Annotated in this window: 18 protein-coding genes and 2 pseudogenes; 5 read left to right on the plus strand and 15 right to left on the minus strand. The window is 57.1% G+C overall.

The window, feature by feature from the left end; all coding sequences use genetic code 11:
* From AC6FTP_RS18215 to AC6FTP_RS18240, 6 genes and pseudogenes are all read right to left on the minus strand, one after another.
* A pseudogene (locus tag AC6FTP_RS18215) lies at positions 1-538 on the minus strand (phosphoesterase); the annotation flags it as partial.
* A gap of 57 nt (positions 539-595) precedes the next feature.
* Positions 596-703, minus strand: a pseudogene (locus tag AC6FTP_RS18220) (twin-arginine translocation signal domain-containing protein); the annotation flags it as partial.
* Between the two features lie 45 nt (positions 704-748).
* Positions 749-1,513 (minus strand): hypothetical protein, encoded by a 765-nt coding sequence (locus AC6FTP_RS18225; RefSeq protein ID WP_497208339.1) that lies wholly within the window; start codon positions 1,511-1,513, stop codon positions 749-751.
* Positions 1,514-1,556: 43 nt separating this feature from the next.
* On the minus strand, positions 1,557-2,519 hold the full coding sequence (locus AC6FTP_RS18230) for a hypothetical protein (RefSeq protein ID WP_497208340.1): 963 nt from the start codon (positions 2,517-2,519) through the stop codon (positions 1,557-1,559).
* Between the two features lie 214 nt (positions 2,520-2,733).
* Positions 2,734-3,555, minus strand: a complete 822-nt coding sequence (locus tag AC6FTP_RS18235; RefSeq protein WP_497208341.1) for a PEP-CTERM sorting domain-containing protein — start codon at positions 3,553-3,555, stop codon at positions 2,734-2,736.
* A gap of 58 nt (positions 3,556-3,613) precedes the next feature.
* On the minus strand, positions 3,614-4,399 hold the full coding sequence (locus AC6FTP_RS18240; protein ID WP_497208342.1) for a hypothetical protein: 786 nt from the start codon (positions 4,397-4,399) through the stop codon (positions 3,614-3,616).
* On the opposite strand from AC6FTP_RS18240, the gene AC6FTP_RS18245 reads away from it, so the two are divergent.
* On the plus strand, positions 4,385-5,116 hold the full coding sequence (locus AC6FTP_RS18245) for a hypothetical protein (RefSeq protein WP_497208343.1): 732 nt from the start codon (positions 4,385-4,387) through the stop codon (positions 5,114-5,116). The genes AC6FTP_RS18240 and AC6FTP_RS18245 overlap by 15 nt on opposite strands.
* Before the next feature lie 19 nt (positions 5,117-5,135).
* On the opposite strand, the gene AC6FTP_RS18250 is transcribed toward AC6FTP_RS18245, so the two are convergent.
* The 7 genes from AC6FTP_RS18250 to AC6FTP_RS18280 all read right to left on the minus strand — a co-directional run bounded on the left by AC6FTP_RS18250 (position 5,136) and on the right by AC6FTP_RS18280 (position 11,712).
* Positions 5,136-5,453, minus strand: coding sequence for a cation transporter (locus tag AC6FTP_RS18250; RefSeq protein ID WP_497208344.1), 318 nt, complete (start codon positions 5,451-5,453; stop codon positions 5,136-5,138).
* Between the two features lie 7 nt (positions 5,454-5,460).
* Positions 5,461-6,801: an SCO family protein gene (locus tag AC6FTP_RS18255; protein WP_497208345.1), complete on the minus strand. Its 1,341-nt coding sequence runs from the start codon at positions 6,799-6,801 to the stop codon at positions 5,461-5,463.
* A gap of 42 nt (positions 6,802-6,843) precedes the next feature.
* Positions 6,844-8,649: a multicopper oxidase family protein gene (locus tag AC6FTP_RS18260; RefSeq protein WP_497208346.1), complete on the minus strand. Its 1,806-nt coding sequence runs from the start codon at positions 8,647-8,649 to the stop codon at positions 6,844-6,846.
* A gap of 27 nt (positions 8,650-8,676) precedes the next feature.
* Positions 8,677-9,006, minus strand: a complete 330-nt coding sequence (locus tag AC6FTP_RS18265; protein ID WP_497208347.1) for a hypothetical protein — start codon at positions 9,004-9,006, stop codon at positions 8,677-8,679.
* A 31-nt stretch (positions 9,007-9,037) separates the two neighbouring features.
* Complete coding sequence (locus tag AC6FTP_RS18270; RefSeq protein WP_497208348.1) at positions 9,038-9,199, minus strand: hypothetical protein; 162 nt, start codon at positions 9,197-9,199, stop codon at positions 9,038-9,040.
* A 327-nt stretch (positions 9,200-9,526) separates the two neighbouring features.
* Positions 9,527-9,730 (minus strand): hypothetical protein, encoded by a 204-nt coding sequence (locus AC6FTP_RS18275; protein WP_497208349.1) that lies wholly within the window; start codon positions 9,728-9,730, stop codon positions 9,527-9,529.
* Positions 9,727-11,712, minus strand: coding sequence for a cytochrome-c peroxidase (locus AC6FTP_RS18280; RefSeq protein ID WP_497208350.1), 1,986 nt, complete (start codon positions 11,710-11,712; stop codon positions 9,727-9,729). The genes AC6FTP_RS18275 and AC6FTP_RS18280 overlap by 4 nt, the downstream gene beginning before the upstream one ends.
* A gap of 331 nt (positions 11,713-12,043) precedes the next feature.
* On the opposite strand from AC6FTP_RS18280, the gene AC6FTP_RS18285 reads away from it, so the two are divergent.
* From AC6FTP_RS18285 to AC6FTP_RS18300, 4 genes are all read left to right on the plus strand, one after another.
* Complete coding sequence (locus tag AC6FTP_RS18285; RefSeq protein WP_497208351.1) at positions 12,044-12,301, plus strand: hypothetical protein; 258 nt, start codon at positions 12,044-12,046, stop codon at positions 12,299-12,301.
* 811 nt (positions 12,302-13,112) lie between these two features.
* A complete protein-coding gene (locus AC6FTP_RS18290) occupies positions 13,113-14,045 on the plus strand; it encodes a nitric oxide synthase oxygenase (protein ID WP_497208352.1) in 933 nt (310 codons plus the stop codon).
* Positions 14,046-14,399: 354 nt separating this feature from the next.
* Entirely contained in the window at positions 14,400-14,939 is a 540-nt protein-coding gene (locus AC6FTP_RS18295; RefSeq protein ID WP_497208353.1) for a heme NO-binding domain-containing protein, read from the plus strand.
* Between the two features lie 20 nt (positions 14,940-14,959).
* Positions 14,960-19,900 carry a PAS domain-containing protein gene (locus AC6FTP_RS18300; RefSeq protein WP_497208354.1) on the plus strand — a complete coding sequence of 1,647 codons (4,941 nt, stop codon included), beginning with the start codon at positions 14,960-14,962 and terminating at the stop codon, positions 19,898-19,900.
* Here the strand turns inward: AC6FTP_RS18300 and AC6FTP_RS18305 are convergent.
* Together AC6FTP_RS18305 and AC6FTP_RS18310 are read right to left on the minus strand one after the other, a co-directional pair.
* Complete coding sequence (locus AC6FTP_RS18305; protein WP_497208355.1) at positions 19,897-20,619, minus strand: response regulator transcription factor; 723 nt, start codon at positions 20,617-20,619, stop codon at positions 19,897-19,899. The two genes, AC6FTP_RS18300 and AC6FTP_RS18305, sit on opposite strands and share 4 nt — an antisense overlap.
* A 595-nt stretch (positions 20,620-21,214) precedes the next feature.
* Positions 21,215-21,608 (minus strand): sugar transferase (locus tag AC6FTP_RS18310; protein ID WP_497208356.1); only part of this gene is annotated, 394 nt, incomplete at its 5' end.

The raw sequence follows: 21,608 nt of genomic DNA on the forward strand, positions 1-21,608 counted from the left end.
CTAATGGACCGGTAAGATCACCTTTGGTGTGGCCACGAAAGATGTTGCTGGTATTGACCTGGTTGCCCGTTTTGGGTCCATTAAAGTCAGATAATCTATTGAGGTCTGCGACGGCGCTGGCGATGTGATCATTTGAGTTGTAGTCAATGAAGGGAATGTCACGAGTCCAAGCACGCCAATAGAGCTCAGTCATCTCACCCGCTGACCTAGCACTGGCGAGCGCTGGAGCTGGAGGCATGGGCAAATGGTGTGAGTCAGCACCTTCGAGTTGATATGCATAAGCAGCTTGGGGGTTTGCCAACCGAACGGATCCACCAACAGGCACATTGGCAAACTCCTCCTGGCTGCCTGAGATCAATGCCCGCTTCAGTGCCATGTAGGCCGATGGCACCACTTCACCCAAAGCGTTATGCGGCAGAGCCTTTGTGAAACTGCCTATGAAAGTAGGGTATGCAATATCATCTCGTGAGCTTGGATGCTCGGCTGGGGTGATCTGCCGCTGGGCCTTGGCAGCCTGGATTCGCAGCTTTTCAGCCATATGACTCCTACTGTGCCCATTCAAGGGACCCATTTGCAGAGGTTGAGTGCTTGATCCGGACACTCCACCAGCAACACCGCCAAGACCTGCGACTCCTGTCATAAATGAGCGCCGAGAGAAGTCGGAAGATGCGCTATGATTAGGGGGATTAGGCCTATCATTCATATCGTTTTGTTTTCAAAAAAGTAGGTTGTCATTCACCTGGAAGAATCATTGCTCGGAGCTGCGGGGGAAGTTTCGATAAAGCCTTTCCCGCCTCTCCTGGAGCCGCCGCATGGATGCTTGTGGGATGGGTGTCGGCGCGGCTTCAGCATTCAGGTCTGCCCCAGGATCTCCCTGGTTAGACGAGCCGTAAGAGGGCGTGTCCCCATCTAAAATTACAGGACCTGTCACCGTGGCGGCCAGCGAGTCCACGGAGTTTGGGGGGGTTACGGCATTGGTTTCCATTTTCGGTTTTACCTCAGGTGGGGAAGCATCTCGGGGTTTGATCCAGGCCTCTTGGCCGTTCTGCCGGACAAGTGCTTTCAGGTCCAAACAGGTGTCTGTCCCCTGCACCTCAACCACCTCCAGGCCATCGGGATCATCTGCAGGCTCTCCGACGCCGAGAGCCAGAATGCGCCCATCTTCTAGATAGTGCACGTATGCAGTCGCCTGGCCATTAAGGTCAACCCAACCTGCCAAAACTAGTGAGCGCGCCCAGGAGTCATCCACAGGGATTTCCTGAGGCTCGGGGATGAGTTCTGGCAGTTCATTAGTGGTGAAGACGGACTTATTCCAGAGGGACTGATAGTGAGCCAGCTCAGGTTTTTTCACTTCTGGTGGTGGGGGGGGCGGAGGTGAAGGTTCTTCGCTTTCTTGCTGGGCAGACTGGCCTGCTGGCGGATAAGCCTCCGGCTCGCTGTCGGTGTGCGCTTTCAGTAAAAAAGATAAGTAGGCAAAGAGGAGGGGAAGGCCAAAGGCTAGGAATCGAATCACAGAGGCAGGCAGAGGGAGGATGCCGCCGACAGGATGCCGGAGGTTAGGGGATGATTTCAGGATCAAAGAGTTCAGTGACGACGAAGCCCTGAGAGTCTGTCATCACCACTTTCAACTTGGTTGGTGCCGCACCAAGAATGGGGTCGGTGGAGGTCGCCGTGACTAGGTCGGCGTTCCACACACCAAACTGAGGCGTCACACCATCTGCCACAGCCGTCGCTGAACCGATCAGAGTATCCCCTGTGGCCTCGACGCGGAAGACGCGGATGATGGGCACTTGTCGGTGCCGCTCGTGGTAGAAGCCATCCATCTTCACCTCGTCTCCACGGCGGATGTTCGGGCTGCGCTCGCGGGAATAGCCACGGCGTATGTTGATCTGAGAGTTCTCATTGATCAGCCGGGCTGTCTCAGGCAGCTCCAAGCTAAAGACATTCATTTTTCCGCCGGCAAAATACCCCGCCGCCGAGACGGCATCAGCGACAGCGATTTCGTCATAATAAACCTCAAAACCAAAGAGATTGATCGCGCTGAACGGGATGCGCGGGTCATTGATGATTGCGATCTCTGTCTCCAGAATGCTCAGAGGGGAAACTGAGGTGACGACCCCGATGAGCACGTTTTCCGCTGGCTCCACCGCCATATCTGTGGCGGTAAACTTGCCTGTTGCCACATCCACCACCCCATTGATTAGCGCCGTGCCACCCAGGAAACCGGGCTCGGCACGGTTGGGTAGGTGCGTTTTGGAGCAGAGCTGCCGGGTGGAGAGTCGGGCAGTGGGGGAGTCGATCAGGGCACTTTCTGGCACATGGACCTTGGTTCCCAGCACCGTCATGGTGGCGCTGAGGTCCCTGTTTAGGGTAATGGCAGAAATGGGACCCTCCGTATAACCAGGCACGGTGGCGCCTACAGGCAGTGGCGGTGTGGGAGGGGCAATCTGGGCTTGGGTATGCAGGGACGGGAAAAGAATGACGAGACAGGTCAGAAGAAGCAGGTGGTGTGTTTTCATGACGTTTCAGTGGGCTGGCTGCAGTGGGCTGGCTGCAGTGGGCTGGCTGCAGTGGGCTGGCTGCAGTGGGTGGGATTGGAAAATTGCGGTCAACTAGTCTGTGGTGTTAAGAAATGGCGGGCTGATGGCCGGAACGGGAACACACCACTGCCCCGCTCCGGCTCTCTTTGCGTTCACAACAGCCCGTTGTGAGAATTCGTTGCTAAAAGATGCCTCAGGCCTGGGCCTTGCGGCGGCGGCGCAGCACAGGCAGGGCAGCGAGGCCCAGCAGCAAGGCGGAGCCAGGCTCCGGCACGGCAACAGGGGCGTCTGCGATGAAGCCGTTCACGATCACATCTTTGAGATAGATGTCCCCATACGTTTCACGCAGGCCGAAGCTGCTGACGGTCACTTCCGTGCCCAAGCCGAGGGCGCCGGTAAAGCTGGCAAAGTCGATGTAACCTGACTCGTCTCCAGACGTCAATCCTGGGCTGAGCAGGGTGCCCTCACCTGGCAGGAAGCTGGTAGCGGCCCGGATCTGCTGCTCATTCAGAGTGATCAGACCAGCGCTCGTATTCATCCAGAGGAAGGGGTCGTCATTCTCCAGATTGTAACCTGGCAGGTCCAGGATGTCATAGGCGGAGAGGCCGAAGTCCAGGCCGTTCACGATCAGTGCCATTTCATCCAACCGCGCCACACCATTGTTGAACTGGAAGACCAGTTCGCTGGAGGAGCTAAGATCCGAATGGATGCCCGTGCCGGTGGTGCCTATGCCGCCAATCAACACATCAGTGTGGTGGGTGTAGAACAGCGTCGAGGCGGTGCCATTTGTCAGCGAGCCTGCGCCACCGTAATAGTCAGTGATGCCACTACGGCCCGTGATGGTGAGCTGACCTTCGAACAGGGAGATGGAGCTCTGCGGCAGGGCAGTCGTGGAACCGTAGTCGAAGGTATGCCAGCCGAGCGAGACGGGAGCGACAGGTGCGGTCTGGGCCGAGACGGAAACAGGGACGACGGCGGCGAACGCTGCCAGGAGTGATAAGAATTTCGTTTTCATGATACTTGAGGTGGGATGTTTTCGGAATTGAGAGGTGAGAGTTTGTTGTTAAGGTTGATTAGGGAAGGGGGGCGCTGGTCCAGAGGACTTTGCGGGTCACGTTGCCGTTCATGGCGCTCTGGGCGGGGCCGTAGATCTGCACCACCTGGCCAGGCTGCACCGCAGCGCGGTTGCGGCTGACTTTGGAGTCATCCATCACAAGTCCAGCGATGCGTCCAGGCGGGGAATCATCAGATCCAGCCTGCTCGATGGCTTTTGCGGACCAGCTGACGATGCCCGTTTCATCGCTCCAAAGCGCCCCATCGTGGCGCTTGGCCCGGCCTGGTGCCGTCCACATATTGGCGGCTGTGGCGGCCTGGGCGGCGGAGGAGTAGATGGCAAAGCGGAGCTTTTGGCCTTCGGGCAGGTTCCCCACCCATTCGCCCGTCTCCAGGTCTGCTCCAGGTGTGGCATTGTTCACGGCATCGATCCATACCAAAAGGCTGCGGCGACCACTCTTCGTCTCCACAGTCGCCATGGGCTGCATGGTCTGTGTCCACTGTGGATCCTTGGAGGTGCCAAACTCGATGTTGGATGAGTGGTCGGTCTTGGTGTTGTCCTCGACGCGGGCGGCAGGGACTGACTGCGGTGTCGTCATGATCACCGTATTACCAACGATGGCCGCAGCGCGTGCTGCGTCATCGGTGCCACGGCCACGCCTCTGTCCCACAAGAGCGGCACGGGTAACCGTAGCACGGGCTGCATCGTCCGTTCCGCGACCCTGGCGCTGATCCACAACTGGAGCGCCCGTGGTAGTAACTACAGCAACGACGTCATCGGTTCCGCGACCTTGGCGCTGGTCCACAACTGGAGCGCCGGTGGTGGTAACAACAGCAACGGCGTCATCGGTTCCACGACCTTGGCGCTGGTCCACGACTGGAGCGCCAGCGGTGGTAGTAGCAGGAGCTGCGTCATCGGTTCCACGACCCTGGTGCTGGTCCACGACTGGAGCGCCGGTGGTGGTAGTAGCAGGAGCTGCGTCATCGGTTCCGCGACCTTGGCGCTGATCCACGACTGGAGCGCCGGTGGTGGTAACTACAGCAACGACGTCGTCGGTTCCACGACCCTGACGCTGGTCAACAACTGGAGCGCCGGTGGTGGTAACAACAGCAACGACGTCATCGGTTCCACGACCTTGACGCTGGTCCATGACTGGAGTGCCAGTGGGAGTAGCAGCAACGACGTCGTCGGTTCCACGGCCTTGACGCTGGTCAACGACTGGAGCGCCGGGAGTAGCAGCAGGGGCTGCGTCGTCGGTTCCACGACCCTGACGCTGGTCCACGACTGGAGCGGCTGGCGTGGTGCCAGGAGTCGCGCCAGGCACTGGAATAGCGGCTCTGACTTCGACGGCTTCACCAGCTTCAGGAGTTTCCCGCTCACCAGCTACGTGGCGAACGGTGCGGCGAGATTCAAACCTAGCTTCGGCGGCGTGAGTGTCGCTGACACTAAGGCCAGCGAGGGCGATGAGGAGGCAGGAGGATGCGGCGGGTTTCATGGCTTTGATGGGTGTGGGGGGCGTTGACTGGGGTGTCCGAGACAAATTATTTCTGGCGCTCTAGGCTGAGGATCTGGTAGTCTGCGGCGGCTTTACCGAGCGCCTTCACGGCGGCGGTGCGGGTGATGTCCGGGGAGGTGGAGGTGATGACGATGCGTGGTGCACCGCCTTTGGGGTCCAAGGTGATTCGGACGCTCTGCACGCCTTCCAGTTTCTCCAGAGCTGTTTTGACAACGGAGGAGCAGGCGGTGCAGACCACCCCGGCGATCTGGCCAGAGTAGGTGTAGGTGGCGGGTGGTTCAGCCGCCCCGAGAGTGCTGGCGGCGGAGAGAATGGCGAGGCGTTGGAGGAATTTGTTTTTCATAGGGGGATCAATTGGCGGAGACTTTTTTCTCAATGGGTTCCTCCAGCAGTTGGCGGACGTGGCGGATGAGGAGTTGGCCATTTTCCTGGCTGATGTCCGGGTTGGCGTTGAAGACCTCATAGCGCCCGCGGATGCGGCCCTGAGCGTCGATGAGCACCACACGGAGATCGTGTTCATAGAGGTCGAAGGGATTCAGCCGCTCCTCCGGTGGGATGGAACGAGGGGGCTGGAGACCGAGGTTGTGGGTGATGAAGCCCGCGAGCCGCACCTCAGGAGCGGTGATGAACCACCAGCGGCAGTCGTCAGTGAGTCCCAGGTTTCGAGCATAGGCCTGGAAGAAGGCGGGAGTCTCACGCTCAGAGGCCGGAGAGAAGGCCACCTGGTGGAAGCGCCCGTTGTTGCCAAACGTCTGGTTGAGCTGGCTCATGGTGGCGATCACCGCCTTCGAGCCATGTGGGCAGACCGTGTAGAAGTGACCGGCGACGACCACCTTGCCCCGCAGGTCCGATAGCTTCACGGGGCGGCCGCTGCGCTCCGTGGCCTCGATGTCTGCAACGGCGCGCCCTAGGATTGGCAAAGGCTGTTCAGGACCTTCGGGCTCCTCTGCAGGCCTGGCGGCGAAGGCAGGCTGTCCACTGTAGGTGGCCTCCGCTTTCCGGCGGATGTCACCATACCGAATGCCCTGAGTCCAGCCTGCCAGCCGTTTCACGCGGGACATCAGCAGTTCCAGCTCCAAGGCGGAGTTGATCATGCCCCAGCGACCGGTGGCGTGATTCCCCATCATGATCATGGCACCGTGCTGGCTGGGATCGCGATCCTTTGCCGGGTCTGCGCTGACATAACCGAGCTGCTGACGCACGCGGTAGATGGCCTCTGGATCACCGGTGAGGAACTGCCAGTCTGGCATATCCGGCTCAGCGGATTCCTGGGTGGCCATGCGGGCGTAGCGGCTGACGATGGCAGGCGTGTCATGCTCTGCATCCACCGAGATGGAGAGGAGCGTGATGCTACGGCCAAAATCCGCCTGAAGCGCCCGCCTCAGCTGGGCCATGCGGCCATTGGCCAGGGGGCAGGCGCCATCACAACGCGTGTAGAAAAAGTTGATGACCACGGCCCGTTTCTTCACCAGGTCGGTGAAAAAGCGGACCTTTTCACCACGGTGGTTGACGAGGGCGATATCCTCAAACTCATCCAGGTAACTGCGACGCATGAGCTTAAGCCCCTCGTTGCGCAGAGCGGTTTCATCCAGGGTCTCAGTGGCCCGCGCCGGGCGCTGCTGGGCCAGGAGCAGGCCCAGCAGCGCTGCGAAGACACGCAGCCTGAGGAGATAGAGACGAGTATGCCTCATTTGTTGGTTTCGGGTGGGGGGCCTCGCAGGTGCGCCTGGAGATCAATGGAAGAACTGCTGAACACGCTGCGGCTTCTGAGAGCCGACAGCCCGGGGATCGAACTGGAACATCATCTCCAGATCTTCGTGCTCATTGTTATGGCAGTGGAAGACGAAGGGCCCTTTGAAGGTGCGGAACTTCTGGCGGACGGTGATGCTGGTATTGCCACCGAGCATGGTCAGGTCCTGCTTGAACTGGTTTTGGTAGTAGAGCGGCTTGCCGGTCTTGTTGTTTCGTATCTGCTGGTGGGACTCCAAATGGATGTGGATGGGGTGCCACCAGCCACCGCTGCTGTTCTCCAGGGTCCACTCCTCGGCGGTGCCCAGGGTGGGGCAGGCGTTGGCGATGCGTTCATCGTAGAAGGCACCATTGATGGCCCACTGGCCGTTTTTCCGCTGGAAGCTGAACGTGCGGCGCATGGCGATGTCGGCGTCCTCAATCTTGATGTGCGGACGCAGGGAGGTGTTCTCGTCGATGCTGGCGTTCGGGTAACGAGGATCGGCTTTGACCACCTCAAACATCAGCAACTGATGACGGAAGGCCGGGGTGCCAGTCAGCTCTGGATTGTCGGCGTCATCTAACTCACCCTCAGGCCCGCGCTCGTTAACCTGTGGCAAGATGTTTTCCACAAAGATCTTCGTGCCGGGGCGGTACTTCGAGAAGTCGATGATGACGTCCGCGCGTTTGCCGGGGGAAAGGCAGATGGCCTGCACCCGCTGAGGTTTCGGGAAAAGCCAGGCATCGTTGGCGATACGCAGGAAGCTAGCATTATTGCTCAACCGCAGGCGGCGGTGGCGGGCGGTGGAGGCACCGTGCATGCGGAAGCGGTATTTGCGCGCCTCCACCTTCAGCACAGGATAGGCCTTGCCGTTGACGGTCTCCACGTTGCCGAGGTAGCCATTGTGATTGTTTGAGTCATACCAAATCGCGCCGGAGGGATGGAAAACCCTATCCCCAAAGGCCAGCCAGCAGTCATAGGGATTGGGGAATTCACCCATCTTGTCAGACTCAATGCCGAGGCCAGGCAGCACTTGTTCCCGCAGAAGAGCGCACTCCAGGTCATCAAAGCAGGGGGCGGTGCCAGACAGTCCGCGCGCCACATGGATGGCGGTCAGGTCTGCAGCATGGTCGTGAAACCACATGGAGGACGGTGCCTCGCTGATGTCGGGCTTGCCATTGAGCTTTGGCAGCACGTTCGGGTAGTAGTAGTCACGCTCTTCACCAGGCAGAGTGAGGAAGGAGGCGTGGCCGTCTGAGTGGCTGGGCCAGTGGCCGCCATGCATGTGCACGCTGAGCTCTTCAGGAAGCTTGTTAGTGAAACGCACCAGGGCGGGCTGGCCAATGTGGAAGCGGAACTGTGGACGTGCCACACGCTTGCCATTGGGCCCGATTCCCTCATAACGCCAGACTGGGGTGTTCAAGCCCATGGAGGCTGGCAGGATCTGCTCAGTGGCGGCCACCGCTTCCATTCTGAAGAAGGCGGTAGGATGCTCATCCCAGTCTTCCGGGTGGTCAAAATACTCAGGAGCCACGCCATGCAGCACGTCGCCGACGGCCTTGCCACCGTATTCGGCAGGCAGGGTGCCATTGCTCAGGGCGGGCAGTGGCTGGAAGATCGGGCAGGCCTCTGTCCAGCGCGGGATGGTAGCGTTCTGGAGGCAGGTGTCGAACTGACTGTCCAACTTATATTCGTCATCCGCACGGGCTGGGTTGCCGATGCTGAAGACGCTGCCAAGAGCAGCTGCAGCTCCTTTTTTCAGAATCGAACGACGACTAAGCTCTGTAGCTGGGGTGGTTTTGTTTTTCATGTTGGGGGGGGCTGGGAATTGAGGTGATTAGTTGAAACGGGAGGGGCTGCTTGCGGCCTGGGCAGGCTGGGAGCGCAATGAGAGCAAGATGGCGGAGAGGCCGAGACCGCGGGCCTCTGTGGTGAGCTGCTGAAAGGTCTCTGTGTCACCCTGAGCGCTTGCCTCTGCGGCGAGCATCATCAGTTCCTGCACGCGCTGACGCAGGCACTGGACGGCGGCGAAGTAGTTCGGCACTTGCTCCTCATCTGCCAAGGTTTTTGTTTTCCGCGGACGAATGGGTATGCGCGGTGCATAAAGGTCTGGTCGCAGCAAGTCAGGGCTGAGCGTCGGAATGGGTGGGTAGGAGCGGCTATTCATGTGAGTAGAGATTGATCGATTAAAACTAGGATCAGGCGTAAGCAGCGAGCTGCGTCGAGGTGTCTGCGAAGACGTTACTCACAAGGGTGAGACTTTGTGCCTGGCCCAAATCCTGCCGCTTCGTGGCAAGCCGTGCGGCGCGCTGGAGAACTCGTGAGCGCTGGCCCAGGAAGTCGCCTAGAAGATTAAGCATCTGCTTCTGTGTGAGCTTTACCTTGCTGACCAACGTCGGTGGTTGCCATGTTGGAACATCAGGACGTTGCCAGCACGTCTCTGGAGGAAGCTGGCCCTCCGGATAGAGAGAGGTATATTTGCATGGGCGGCCGGGGCGTCGGCCGGCGGATGCGGACCGGGACGGTAACTCGGCGCAGGATACAGATGCTGATTGGCCCCGGCTGCGGGAGCGTCTTTTGCCCACATTTTTTGGAGTCTGATTTATTTTGCCAAAAGACGATGATAACTGGTCGATGCCGGTATGACAGATGGTTTCGTGGTACATGGGCTGTTGGGTGTGGGGGGGTCAGGGGACAATCATGTCAGCAATCTTCGCGAGGGCGTTGGCGTGGCGGTCGAGCGTGGTGGTGATGCGCGGCTTGCCTTTGAGGGGCTTGCTGCGGGCGAGCTTGCGGGCCTTTCCGGCGTAGGAGCGCAGGTAGCAGGCGGCCAATTGTTGGTTGCAGTCGCTCTGAAATTTTTGAGAAAGCTGTTCAGCACAGTGGTTCATGGCTGGGGAAGCTTGGAGCTGGGTGTGAGTGGAAAGTTCGGGAGCGGCTGGCCGCCCAGTCTTCCGGTAGCTGGGATGTCGATGAAGCGGGTCGCTCCTCCTGGAAGGTGCCCGAGCGGCAGCGGCAGCTGCGGATGATCAAAGGGTGCTGATCTGCGCCTGACCCGCTCGTCCGTGAGGCTAATCATGAAGGCGACCAGTGCCTCCTTCTCCTGCTCGGTAAGGTGCAGGTGGGTGATGTCTGGTGGGATGTCGCGGATGTTTTCATCCCGAAAATCCCCCCCCCGGTTATAGAACTCGACCACCTGTATCAGAGTGAGCTGGCCCCCGTCGTGAAAGTAAGGTGCTGTCAATTCCACATTCCTCAGGATGGGTGTCTTGAAGGCACCGTCTCCAACTGGGGCGAAACGCCCGTCCGCCTTCAAACCGGCAGGTGTCGGTATGCCTAGACGACCAGACTGGCGGGCCATAAAAAGCCTGGATTCTGCCAAAGGTAGGCCAAAAGGGTCGTCTGTCCCGATGCCAAGGTCCTGGCGGGTGGGGCGCACACCAATGTTGTAAAAACCATTGTCATAAATGACGCGCCGGCCGGTGGTGTTTAGAATGTCGCCAACATTGCCGCCCGGATCTGCGGTGGAGGCAAATTCCATACGTTCGATACGGTCATCGCGCACTTGACTGACGGCTGCGGCACTCGTTTCTGCGCCAGAGTGGCAGGACACACACTTACCCTTACCCTGGAAAACTGACAGCCCCATCTGCTGCTGAGCGGTCAAAGCTGAATACTGACCCTCCATGTAACGATCAAACGGGCTCTGGTCTGAGATCAGGGTACTTTCATACACCTGCACGGCGAGACCGAAGAAGAGGGCGAAATTCCACGCCATCTGATTATAGTCCTGCTCGAGCACTGGTGCGTCTGAGGCGACCAGCCGATGAGTGCGGCCTTCCAGCCTAACCCTCTGAGTACCCTGCCACCATTCAGGCCGGAAAGCCCGCATGATCAGATCCCTATAGGTGGCGCTGCTGAGGCCGAGCTGGCCAGGGCGGACGAGGGGGCCAAGAACACTATCCTCTGAATGAACACGCTGCCTGGCCAGAGGCTTCAGAGTCAGAAGCTTTTTGCCGATATCGGCGAATCTACGCCCGTCTGCAGACATTTCAATGTCACTGAGAGGCGGCCCGACCGCTTGGGAGGCTAAACTGGACCAGGGAAGGCGCAACCGTGCCGGGGTCATGTCCGCAGGATTCAACGCTCTGAAAACGGCAGCAGTTTCGTCACGACTGCCGAAGGCGTTCACGCCATTGAAGATGTCCTGAGCGCGGCCATCCCAAAAGTTGCGCAAATAAAACACTGCGTTAATGACCGATGGAGCATTTCGCGGGGTCACACGGCGCACGTTCCCGCCTTGGAATTGAAAAATGGAATCCGGGCGTTCCTGACGAACCTCATCCGCACGGCGGGGGCTGGTCTTCACAAAAGTCTCTGCTACCACTCCCTGGGAGCCAACGATGTCAGTGGTGCTGCGAACCAGCTGAGAACGTCTATTATCTGGGTCTGCCAGCCGATGAAAAGGAAAGTCTTCATGACCCAGCGTGGCATTGGCGCCAGCACGCAGGGGTGGCATGGCACCTCCCTGAGCTAGGAGCGGTGGGGCTAACGTGTTCACTCCCCGGCTGTCAGCGCCTGCATGGTAGTGGCAAGTCGCACAGGCTGTTCGTCCATCACTGCCGGCTTGTACGTCCCAGAAGAACGCCTTGCCGAGTTGAAGTGCGGCTTGTCTGTCTGCAATGAATTGATCCAGCTGCGATGGCGAAGGCACTGGCTGGCCACGCAGACTCTTCAGTAGATTGAGTGCCTCTTCAGTCTCCAGTGGTGTCTGACCATAAATAAAGACGTTTAGAAGAAGACCAGCATACACCAGCAGCGCCAGAGCAATGCGCATGAGTTGGTGGTAATAACTGGTTAATGTAGCGATCATGATTTACAACTAATTCAAATAAGAATGGAAATTATATTAAAAGCAAAATTCAGGTTGGGTTACCCCTATAAATTCTAACATCTCGTATCGAGTCTCGTAATCCGACGAGTTAATTGGTTAACGCGGCGATCACTTTCTTGGTGTTTTATTTATACATGGTAATTATGGTGGCTTCAATTCATTCATTGAGTTAACCCTTTAAATTCGAGCTGTTCCAGACCGAGGAAGCCTTAGCGGATCGGGTTGTCTGGTCGCTGCCACAAGACGCATGACGCCGGATGAAGTCCCTAATGACGGCTAACATATTTTATCGCAATGCATTTTAATTAAGATGCACTGGCGCTATTTGCGGCGGGCCTGGGAAGGCAAAAGTAGCCTACTCGACTTTCTATGTGAAGAGTATCGTCCTTTGATTGTCGGCAACAGCACGACCTTGTTGAAAAAAATTCTGGCTGTTCTAAAAATTGCGCACAACCTCGATTCACCCAGTATTCAATTAGGTTCAGCGCGCGCCAGCAAAGACTTCGAGCACTATAAGTGCAAGGAGGGTATCGCAGCGAACGAAGCTGGCATTGTGCGTTGTTTATAGGAACCTGATCGCCGTAGCTGTTGATGCCCGAATCGACTCAGACTTCGGTAAGGTGCATATCCGCTGGAAATCTCGTTGAAGGGGCTGTATGAGAGGCTAGTGCTGGTACATCCTCCTGAGAGACATCACCGCCGCAATGAAGGACGGTACGCCGGTGTTTGAGAAGGCGCAACGGCGCGCGGGCCTCCGAGCCCGCAGCACTTTGCCAACACTCTGCTCCCTGAAGCCTCGCCAGCCTCTTGATGTTGCGCGGAGCTTTGTTTTGATCATCGACACGCTTCCCGCAAGCGACCTGCAACGAACACTTCTCGCTTTATCAGGACTCTCGGCCTTCGCCTATCCGAGGATCACCGTCCTTGCTGGATCAGGCCAGCACTTCCGCCGATTCAGTGTGGTTGGCTTGGTGCGCACTCGGTGGGCATTGCGCCAGTGCTGAGCGCCATTGTGCGACATCACCCAGCCTCATCCGAATTGAGGCAACTCATTTTGCGCCTTTCTGAAGCCATGCCGCTCTGCATGAGATTAATTGTGTCACCGCGCCCATCCATCCATTTGTCCGCCCTCCCTATGAAGCATTGGGCATGGTCAATCTATCCGGTTGCGAATCATGCCAGCAGGCCCGGGCTAAGCGGATACTGGAGCCTGTCCTCAAGAATTCTTGCATCCGAACGTGGTTCCCATCCCTTTAGTTGTTACCATGCCCCCGGTTCTCCATTCATCTCTAGCGCATACGGGCCTGGCGTCCACCGCCCTTGACTCGGCACGCCTTGGGGATGTGAAGAGCGCTTTGCGGACGGCCGCACTCGAGCGCATGGCCCGACTGGCCTGGCGTAACAACGCGCGCTGCATCGGTCGCTTGTTCTGGGAAAGCCTGCATCTTTTCGATGCGCGCACGGCTGGCAGCCCAGACGAGGTCTTTGAGGCCTGCGTGAGACACCTTGAGTATGCGTCTAATGGCGGGCGCATCCGGCCGGCGATCACGGTTTTCGCCCCAACAGATCCCGAAGAAAAGGGCATCCGCCTCTGGAATACCCAGCTAATCCGTTATGCCGGCTACCGCGCGACTGACGGCAGCGTCCTCGGAGATCCGGATCAGGTCGCGTTTACGGCGCGGGTGATGGAACTGGGCTGGCAGCCACCGCGCGACCGCTCCGCCTTTGACGTGCTGCCGCTGGTGGTGGATTTCCCCGGCCACGCGCCGCGCTGGTTCGAGCTGCCAAAACACGCGGTGCTGGAAGTGCCGATATCGCACCCCGAGTTCGGCTGGTTTGCCGACCTGGGTCTGAAATGGCATGCAGTGCCCGCCGTCTCGGATCGGGCGCTGGTGGGAGGTGGCCATCGTTTCACCGCCGCGCCTTTCAGCGGTCATTACATGGGCACCGAGATCGCGTCGCGCAATTTCGGCGATGAGTGGCGCTACAATTTGCTGCCTGTCATCGCCGAGCGCATGGGGATCGATCGTTCCAAGCGCAGCCTGCTGTGGAAGGATCGCGCCCTTGTGGAGATCAACACCGCCGTGCTGTATTCCTTTCAAAAAGCGGGAGTGGCAATCATCGATCACCACACCGCCTCCGCCCAGTTCATGCAGCATGTGGCCAGAGAGGAACAATGCGGCCGCAAGGTGCCTGGCGACTGGTCGTGGCTGGTGCCGCCGATGTCCGGCTCCGCCTGCCCGGTCTTCCACCGCTACTACGACGATGCCCGTCCCGAGCCCGCTTACGTTGATCAGGGGCGGCCGTGGTGAATGAAGGGTTTAGTTCCATTTCGAAATGGCTGAAAGTGCATGCGGCAGCCACCGCATGAGCAAAAAATGCGCAAGCACAAAAACCGTCAACATGATCACGATCGCCAGAGCGCGAAATACTAATTCGTTCCGACTTAGAATAGGCGGTTGCGTGACTTGTTTTGATTGCATCGAAACTAAGGTTGCAATTCGACTAATGACTTAAGACTAAGTGTCTCTTAGACCATCATTGAAAATCACTTTCCAGAAGAAGTTTGGGTTAACCCATAAATTTGATTATCAGGCATTGGTTCTCGCAAGAGTTGGGTTAACCTAAGGTTTTTTATCCAAAGCTCATCAAAAATCATGTACGGAATGGTCAACAAAGCAGTCCAAGATTTGATCGTCACAAATCATGGCGAAGAGGTGTGGGAGAAAATCCGGCAGCAAGCAGGGGTGGAAGAGGAAATGTTCATTTCTAACGAACCCTACGCAGACGACATCACCTATCGACTTGTGGCGGCGGCTTCGGCGGTTCTGGCCGTGCCAGCGGAAGTGGTGCTGAATGAATTTGGTCGCTGGTGGGTCCTCAAGACAGCCAAGGAGGGCTACGGGCAACTCATGAAGGCGGGCGGCAGGTCACTCAGAGAATTCCTGATGAATTTGCCAAACTTTCATACACGCATCGTGATGATGATGCCGGCATTGAGACCGCCTGAGTTTGAATGTTCCGACGTCGAACAAGATTCCTTGCGTCTGCACTATCGAAGCCATCGGCATGGTCTGTCAGCGTTTGTGATTGGCCTGTTGGAAGGCCTCGGTGAATTGTTTGCGACGCCGGTCACCATTTGCCACGAGCAACGGCAGGAAGACGGAGCGGATCACGATGTCTTTCAGGTGAATTGGAAGGCTTGAAGCACCACTGAATCCAAGTCATGAATCAGCCTGATCAACTATGGCCTCTGCTGGAAGAATGCTTTCCGTTCGCCTTTGCGTGGGACAGCACGGGCAACATCGTCAAGGCAGGTGCGTCAGCGCTTAGGCTTTACCCTGGATTAGCACAGCCCTGCCCACTGCAGGATGCATTCGAATTAAAGCGCCCGGCAGGAAAACTGACCGCCAAATGGCTGGGGGAGAATCAAGGGAAGCTGCTCTTGCTCGAACTGAGGGCTCATGGCGTGCTCATGCGCGGCCAAGTTTTGCAACTGAAGTCCTGCGATCTTGGAGTCTTCGTCGGGACTCCTTGGCTGAATTCTCCAGATGATCTTGAACGTCTGGGCCTATGTTTGACGGACTTTGCCCCACACGATTCGGCTCAAGACCTTCTGCAGATGGTGCAGGTTCAGCGATCAGTTAACCAAGAACTACAGGAAATTACTGCCCGCTTGAAAGTGCAGCGCCGACTGCTAGGCGAAAAGGAGGCTGAAGCGCGGAAGTTGGCGATGGTGGCCGAGCGCACGGACAACGCTGTAATTTTGGCCGATAAGGAGGGCCTTATCGAGTGGGTAAACATTGCATTTGAGCGGATCACAGGCTGGACGCTCGAGGAGGTGCGAGGGAAGAAGCCAGGGAGCTTTCTGCAGGGTCCCCGAACTGACGCGATTGTGGCGCGGGAGATGGGCCAGAGGCTGCGGGAAGGTAGAGGGTTCCACTCGGAGATCATCAACTACCGAAAGGATGGGACCTCATACTGGGTGAGCATCGAGGTGCAGCCGATCGAGGACGCGGAAGGCAAAATAACACATTTCATGGCCCTGGAGGCGGATGTGTCCAATACGAAGCGCAATGAACTGCGGCGGCAACTCGAGAATGCCTCGGCGACGGTAATTGCGTCCGGGCATTGCATCAACAAGCTGATCCCAGAGATGCTCAGGGCGCTGGGGGGAAGTCTTCAGGCGGTGTTTGGGGCGTGGTGGGAGCCGGCATCTGAGGATGGCACGCTGAAACTTTCCCGCTTTTGCTGCGAGGACGAGGCGACTTACAGAAGGTTCATTGAAGCCTCTTCCAGTCTGGTCTTGAAGTCTGACATCGGATTGCCGGGCAGGGTCTGGGCTTCGGGATCGAGCCAATGGATCACGGATGTGCAGCAGGATGCCAATTTCCCGCGCCGAGAGGCCGCTGCAGCCTGCGACTTGGATGCAGCCGTGGCGCTACCGATCCTGGTGGACGGGACGGTGTGTGGTGTGCTGGAGTTTTATAGCAGGCATCTGGATGCGCCAGACCCACATCTGCTTGAAACTCTGAATCATATCGGCGGTGAACTGGGTGTGCAGATGAAACGGCTTCAGGCTGAGGCAGCACTGCGCCGCAGTGAACGTGCGATGAACGAGGGGCAGCGGCTGGCGCATCTGGGAACCTGGGAGTGGGATATGAATGCGGACATTCTGAATTGGTCGGACGAGAAGTTCCGCATCTACGGTTTTGAGCCGCAGAGTTTTACCCCCACGATGGATCATGTGCGGCGGAGCGTGCTGGCGGAGGATCTGCCGCGCTTTCTTGCGGTGCTTGAGAAAGCGGCTCAGACAGGAGTGAGTCAAGAGGTTTCCTATCGGATTAACCGCCCGGACGGCAGCATTCGCCATGTGCACACGCTGGCAACGGCAGAAAACAATGCGGAGGGCCGACCCTTCCGGATCGTGGGCACAATGCAGGACGTGACCGAGTTGATGCAGACGCAGGAGGCCTACAAGCAGGCGCAGAGGATCTCGCATTTGGGGAACTGGACGCTGGACCTGAGCAGCGGTAAGATACGCTGGTCGGATGAGACGTTCCGGATTTACGGCTATGAGCCGGGGGCGGTGGAGGTGGACATGGAGTTCTGTCGACGCTCGATTCATCCCGAGGATATCGACGCAGTAATGCAGTATATCGACTCCGTGGCGAAGACCGGGAAGACAATGACGATGACCTACCGCATCTTTCGTCCCGATGGCGAACTACGCCATCTCCGCAGCAGCGCGGAAGTGAGCCTGGACGGGAGCGGCAAGGCGCGTGAGGTACTCGGAACCGCGTTGGACATCACTGAGCTGGTGGAGGTGCAACGCACGCTGCAGCAAACTGAGGAACGCTGGCACTTGGCCCTGCAAAACAACGGGCTGGGCGTGTGGGACTGGAACATCACAAGCGGCTATGTGCTTTACACAGACCGCTTGCAGCAGATGCTAGGCTATGACGCGGGAGAGTGGCCGCAGCACGTGGACAGCTGGGCCTCGCGCGTGCATCCAGATGACCTGCCATCTGTGATGGACAAGATGGACAAGTGTCTCAGCGGCGAGACTCCCGATTATATCTGCGAGCATCGTCTACGCTGCAAAGATGGCTCGTGGAAATGGGTGCATGATGTGGGACGCATCGTTGACTTCACCAAAGATGGCAGGCCGCAGAGGATGATCGGCACGCAGATGGACATCAACATCCGCAAGCATTCCGAGGAGGCTACGAAGCGGCGTGCTGAGCTGCTCAATGGCATTCGTGCGGCGCAGGAGCACTTCATCAGTGCCACGAATATGGCCCGTGTGTTTGCCGAGATGCTGGACGTCGTCGTGCGACACACGCACAGCACCTTTGGCTTCATCGCCGAAGTGTTGAAAGATGAACAGGGCGCGCCGTACTTGCGCTCTTACTCGATAACGGACATCGCATGGAATGACGAAATACGAAAAGATATCGAGACGATGAGCCCGAATGGGCTCGAGTTTCGCAATTTGAAAACACTTTTCGGGGCAGCCTTGCTGAGCAGAGAGTTGGTGATCGCGAATGATGCAGCGAATGATCCTCGGAGCGGCGGGCTTCCGCCTGGCCACCCTGCTATCCATACTTTCCTTGGCCTGCCTGTTTACAACGGACTGGAAATGGTGGGGCTCATCGGTCTGGCCAACCGACCAGATGGATATGACAAGGACGAACTGAGGGAGCTGGATCCATTTCTTGCCGCCGTGAACAACATGATCGTGGCGCGGCGTGAGGCTGAGCGCCGCAGCCAGATCGAGGAGGAACTGCGTGCCGCGCGCGACAAAGCCGAGGCCGCCAGCCGCGCGAAGAGCGACTTCCTCACTATGATCAGCCATGAAATCCGAACGCCAATGAATGGAGTCATCGGAATGTCGGGTCTGCTGCGTGAGACGGACCTGGACCACTCCCAGTCCGAGATGATCGATGCCATCGCGCATAGTGGCCATGCGCTCGTCACGATCATAGACGACATTCTAGACTTCGCAAAAATCGAGGCCGGGAAGATTGCGCTACGTAAGCACTCCGTTGAATTGGATGCCTTGGTCGATGGCGTAGCGGATATCCTGGCGTATCAGGCGGAGGCCAAGGGGTTGGAACTGGTCACCATTATCGACCCTGAATTACCCGCCAGCATTGAGGGGGATGCTGGACGCCTTCGCCAGATCCTTCTGAACCTGGCTGGCAACGCCGTCAAATTCACCGAACAAGGCAGCGTGGTGATTCGCGTGATTCGCTTGGGCGACCGGATCGAGTTCAGTGTGCAGGATACGGGTATCGGCATTCGAAGAGAAGATCGAGACCGCCTCTTCATGCCTTTCAGCCAGGTGGACGCATCGGATTCACGCCGATTCGGCGGAACCGGCCTGGGCCTGGCCATCTGCAAAAAACTTATCGCTCTCCAAAATGGTGAAATCGGAGTCGAGAGCGAACCTGGCACAGGCTCACGCTTTTGGTTTCGCATTCCATTTTCGATCGGCTCGGTGATGCAGATTGAGAGTTGGCCGCCAAGATCGCGCTCATCTGCCATTTGGGTTGCTGACGAATCTGAAAATATTCGCGAATCGATGTTATCGGCTCTGGAAAGTCCTGAGATCAATCTGAAGCAGATCACCAGCGTCGCCAAGCTACGAGCTGACCTGTGCAAAAAGTGCCCGCCACCTGATGTTCTCTTCATTGATGGTTCATGGCTCAACAATACTTTGGTTAGATCTCTTGATAAGTGGAGGAAACAAGCCTCCTCAAACGAGCCAAGGATCATACTGACCCGGGCAGCCTCCGAAGGCATTCGTGTTCCTGACGGCTGGAGCCAGCTCTCACGTCCGTTGCAGCGGAATGCGATCCGCAAATCGCTTCAGCAGCTTCAACTGAAGTGCGTCACAGCCAATCAGGATCGAGACGTGAACCAACATCTTGGATTGAAGGTGCTCGTGGCTGAGGATAATCAAGTAAACGCCAGACTCGCGGTCTTGCTGCTGCAGAAGATGGGCTGTAGTAGTGACATCGCAGTCAATGGCAAACAAGCAATTCAAATGCATCAAAAGCACGTTTACGACGCCATTCTCATGGACTGCCAAATGCCAGTCATGGACGGCTACGAAGCTGCCCGCCGAATCCGTGAAATCGAAACTCAATCTGGCACTGCAGAACCTGCCTGTAGAATCATCGCCATGACGGCCAGCGCGCTGCCAGGCGACCGCGTGCGCTGCTTGGAAGCAGGTATGGACGACTATCTTGCCAAGCCCTTCGACGCATCCTCCCTGCACTCCATCCTGTCCCGATTCGCAAAAGAGAAGCCCCAGACGGAAGAACAAGCAGGCCATGAAGCGGCCCGTTCAGCCAAGTCTCATTTGGAAAATCAGATCGGAACGGAGGCCACCAAGGAATTGATCGACATCTGGCTGAGAGAAACTCCGCAGCGCGTGGAAACTATTCGCCAAGCGGTGAGAGAAGGCAGAAACCAAATAGCAAAAAAAGCCGCGCACGCCTTGCGTGGTAGTTGTTCCATCTTTGGCCTGGCTGGCATTGTCGAGTGCTGCAAAATCATCGAAGACGAAGCCCTTCTATCGAAGACAGTCAGCAAGACAATTGTCGATAAGTTGACCCGTGAAGTTGCACAAGGATCGAAAAGTCTTCAGGAAACCTAAAGAATATCTTTTTTGGAGTTCTCTTGATGCCAGACTGACAGCGCCTGAGTCTTTGATCTGACGTGTAGTTTTTGGTAAATCTTTTTCATGTGAACACGGATGGTTTCATGGCTCAGTCCGAGTGCTGCCGCGGTATCCTTGGCTGTGCCATGTATAGAAATCACCTTGAGCACCTCAACCTCGCGCTTGGTCAGGCTTTTCACCCCTCTTGGAAAGTCAGTAGAGCGGATTTGAGCGCCTTTCCCCATCGTTAAAAACTCGTCCACAAGAAGTTTGGCGATAACCGGGCTCAAGGTGACCCCATCTTGGATGACCATTCTAATACTGCTGAGCAGTTCATCCGGACTCGATTCCTTCACTAAATATCCAGATGCTCCGCTCCGCATAGCTGCAAAAACATCCTGGGGATCGCTGGACGAAGTCAGCACGATGCAAGGCAACTCAGGCTGTGCTTGCTGAATTTTATGAATCAATGAAATGCCATCCTCACCAGGTAGATCCAAATCCACCAGTAGCAGGTTTAGGTCTTGTCGTCCCAAAGGACGGGCTGCAAAATCCTCCGCTGACTCCCAAGCCTCCACAGACTCCACCCCTGCCTGACTTTGCAGCAGTGCAGTGAGATAGGTGCGGATTACCCGATCGTCTTCCACGAGTCCGATGTGTTTATTTTGTTGAGGCTGGGTTTTCATCTGCGGCATAAACTTGAAGGGAGTGAGCATCGGCCATCATCAATGAGGAATCAACGCATTAAGACTACACCTGAACACTTCGATCAAACCTCTGATGAAACTCGACGGACGGAACTTTTTGTCGAAGAGAATGCCAAAATAGTAAACGACGCCATCGGCATGGAATGGCATCAGAAGATCGGAACAATACAACCGCCCCTCAGCCATGGGGCAGTAGGCGTGACTCAGTTGTCGTGCAATCCTTTCTGCCAGTTAGGCTTGCTAGGCTTACCGCCCGCCGTGCCCATTCTGAATTCGTGAATAGTTGCAGCAACAACAAAGAGGTTTTTCGTCGTTCTTCATTTCGATCCACGTCTTGCTCAAAAAGTATGGTCCCTATTCCTCATTAGAGCGGCCAGGCAGGCGGTAACGTCTTCGATCTTATCGAGCGATAAGGTCGCTTGCAGCGATTCACTGGTGGTGAGTAGAGACATCGTCACGGTGAGGTCTTTAATGGGCACCGGAAGTGGCGTACTTACCACAAAATTAGGGGGCTGACTGGCTCAGGGAAACGATGTGAGTGGTGGGCACATTTCTCGGTTGACGGGGGCACCTCGCGATAGGGTAGATGGTTATCCGTTCACGTTCAGCAGGACTTCGAGTGGAAAGAGAAGACGTGGAAGAAGGTGCGGAAGATGATGCTGAGATCCAGACCAAACGTCCAGTTCTGGCAATATTCCATGTCGGAGGTTACGCGCTTTTGAAGCTCGCTTGGATTGTCGATTGGACCGCGGTGGCCGCGGATTTGGGCGAGGCCTGTCAAGCCTGGTTTAACACTGTGCCGCATTGGATAGTTGCCGCACTCCATGGCAAACAAGGTGTCGTGCTCCAACATGTGCGGGCGTGGTCCTACGACTGACATGTCTCCGAGCAGCACATTGATGAACTGCGGCATTTCATCAATGCTCAGTTTCCTTAACAGTGCGCCACCAGGAAAGACGCGCCGGTCATTGGGCCGAGCCTGCGTTGCCTCCGAGCCG

Source organism: Prosthecobacter sp., from assembly GCF_044378005.1.
Classification (GTDB): domain Bacteria; phylum Verrucomicrobiota; class Verrucomicrobiia; order Verrucomicrobiales; family Verrucomicrobiaceae; genus Prosthecobacter.

Coding starts and splice junctions, on each gene's coding strand:
- AC6FTP_RS18230 (WP_497208340.1), bottom strand. CDS start 2,519: ATGAAAACACACCACCTGCTTCTTCTGACCTGTCTCGTCATTCTTTTC.
- AC6FTP_RS18235 (WP_497208341.1), bottom strand. CDS start 3,555: ATGAAAACGAAATTCTTATCACTCCTGGCAGCGTTCGCCGCCGTCGTC.
- AC6FTP_RS18250 (WP_497208344.1), bottom strand. CDS start 5,453: ATGAAAAACAAATTCCTCCAACGCCTCGCCATTCTCTCCGCCGCCAGC.
- AC6FTP_RS18255 (WP_497208345.1), bottom strand. CDS start 6,801: ATGAGGCATACTCGTCTCTATCTCCTCAGGCTGCGTGTCTTCGCAGCG.
- AC6FTP_RS18260 (WP_497208346.1), bottom strand. CDS start 8,649: ATGAAAAACAAAACCACCCCAGCTACAGAGCTTAGTCGTCGTTCGATT.
- AC6FTP_RS18265 (WP_497208347.1), bottom strand. CDS start 9,006: ATGAATAGCCGCTCCTACCCACCCATTCCGACGCTCAGCCCTGACTTG.
- AC6FTP_RS18270 (WP_497208348.1), bottom strand. CDS start 9,199: ATGCTTAATCTTCTAGGCGACTTCCTGGGCCAGCGCTCACGAGTTCTC.
- AC6FTP_RS18275 (WP_497208349.1), bottom strand. CDS start 9,730: ATGAACCACTGTGCTGAACAGCTTTCTCAAAAATTTCAGAGCGACTGC.
- AC6FTP_RS18280 (WP_497208350.1), bottom strand. CDS start 11,712: ATGATCGCTACATTAACCAGTTATTACCACCAACTCATGCGCATTGCT.
- AC6FTP_RS18285 (WP_497208351.1), top strand. CDS start 12,044: ATGCACTGGCGCTATTTGCGGCGGGCCTGGGAAGGCAAAAGTAGCCTA.
- AC6FTP_RS18290 (WP_497208352.1), top strand. CDS start 13,113: ATGGCCCGACTGGCCTGGCGTAACAACGCGCGCTGCATCGGTCGCTTG.
- AC6FTP_RS18295 (WP_497208353.1), top strand. CDS start 14,400: ATGGTCAACAAAGCAGTCCAAGATTTGATCGTCACAAATCATGGCGAA.
- AC6FTP_RS18300 (WP_497208354.1), top strand. CDS start 14,960: ATGAATCAGCCTGATCAACTATGGCCTCTGCTGGAAGAATGCTTTCCG.
- AC6FTP_RS18305 (WP_497208355.1), bottom strand. CDS start 20,619: ATGCTCACTCCCTTCAAGTTTATGCCGCAGATGAAAACCCAGCCTCAA.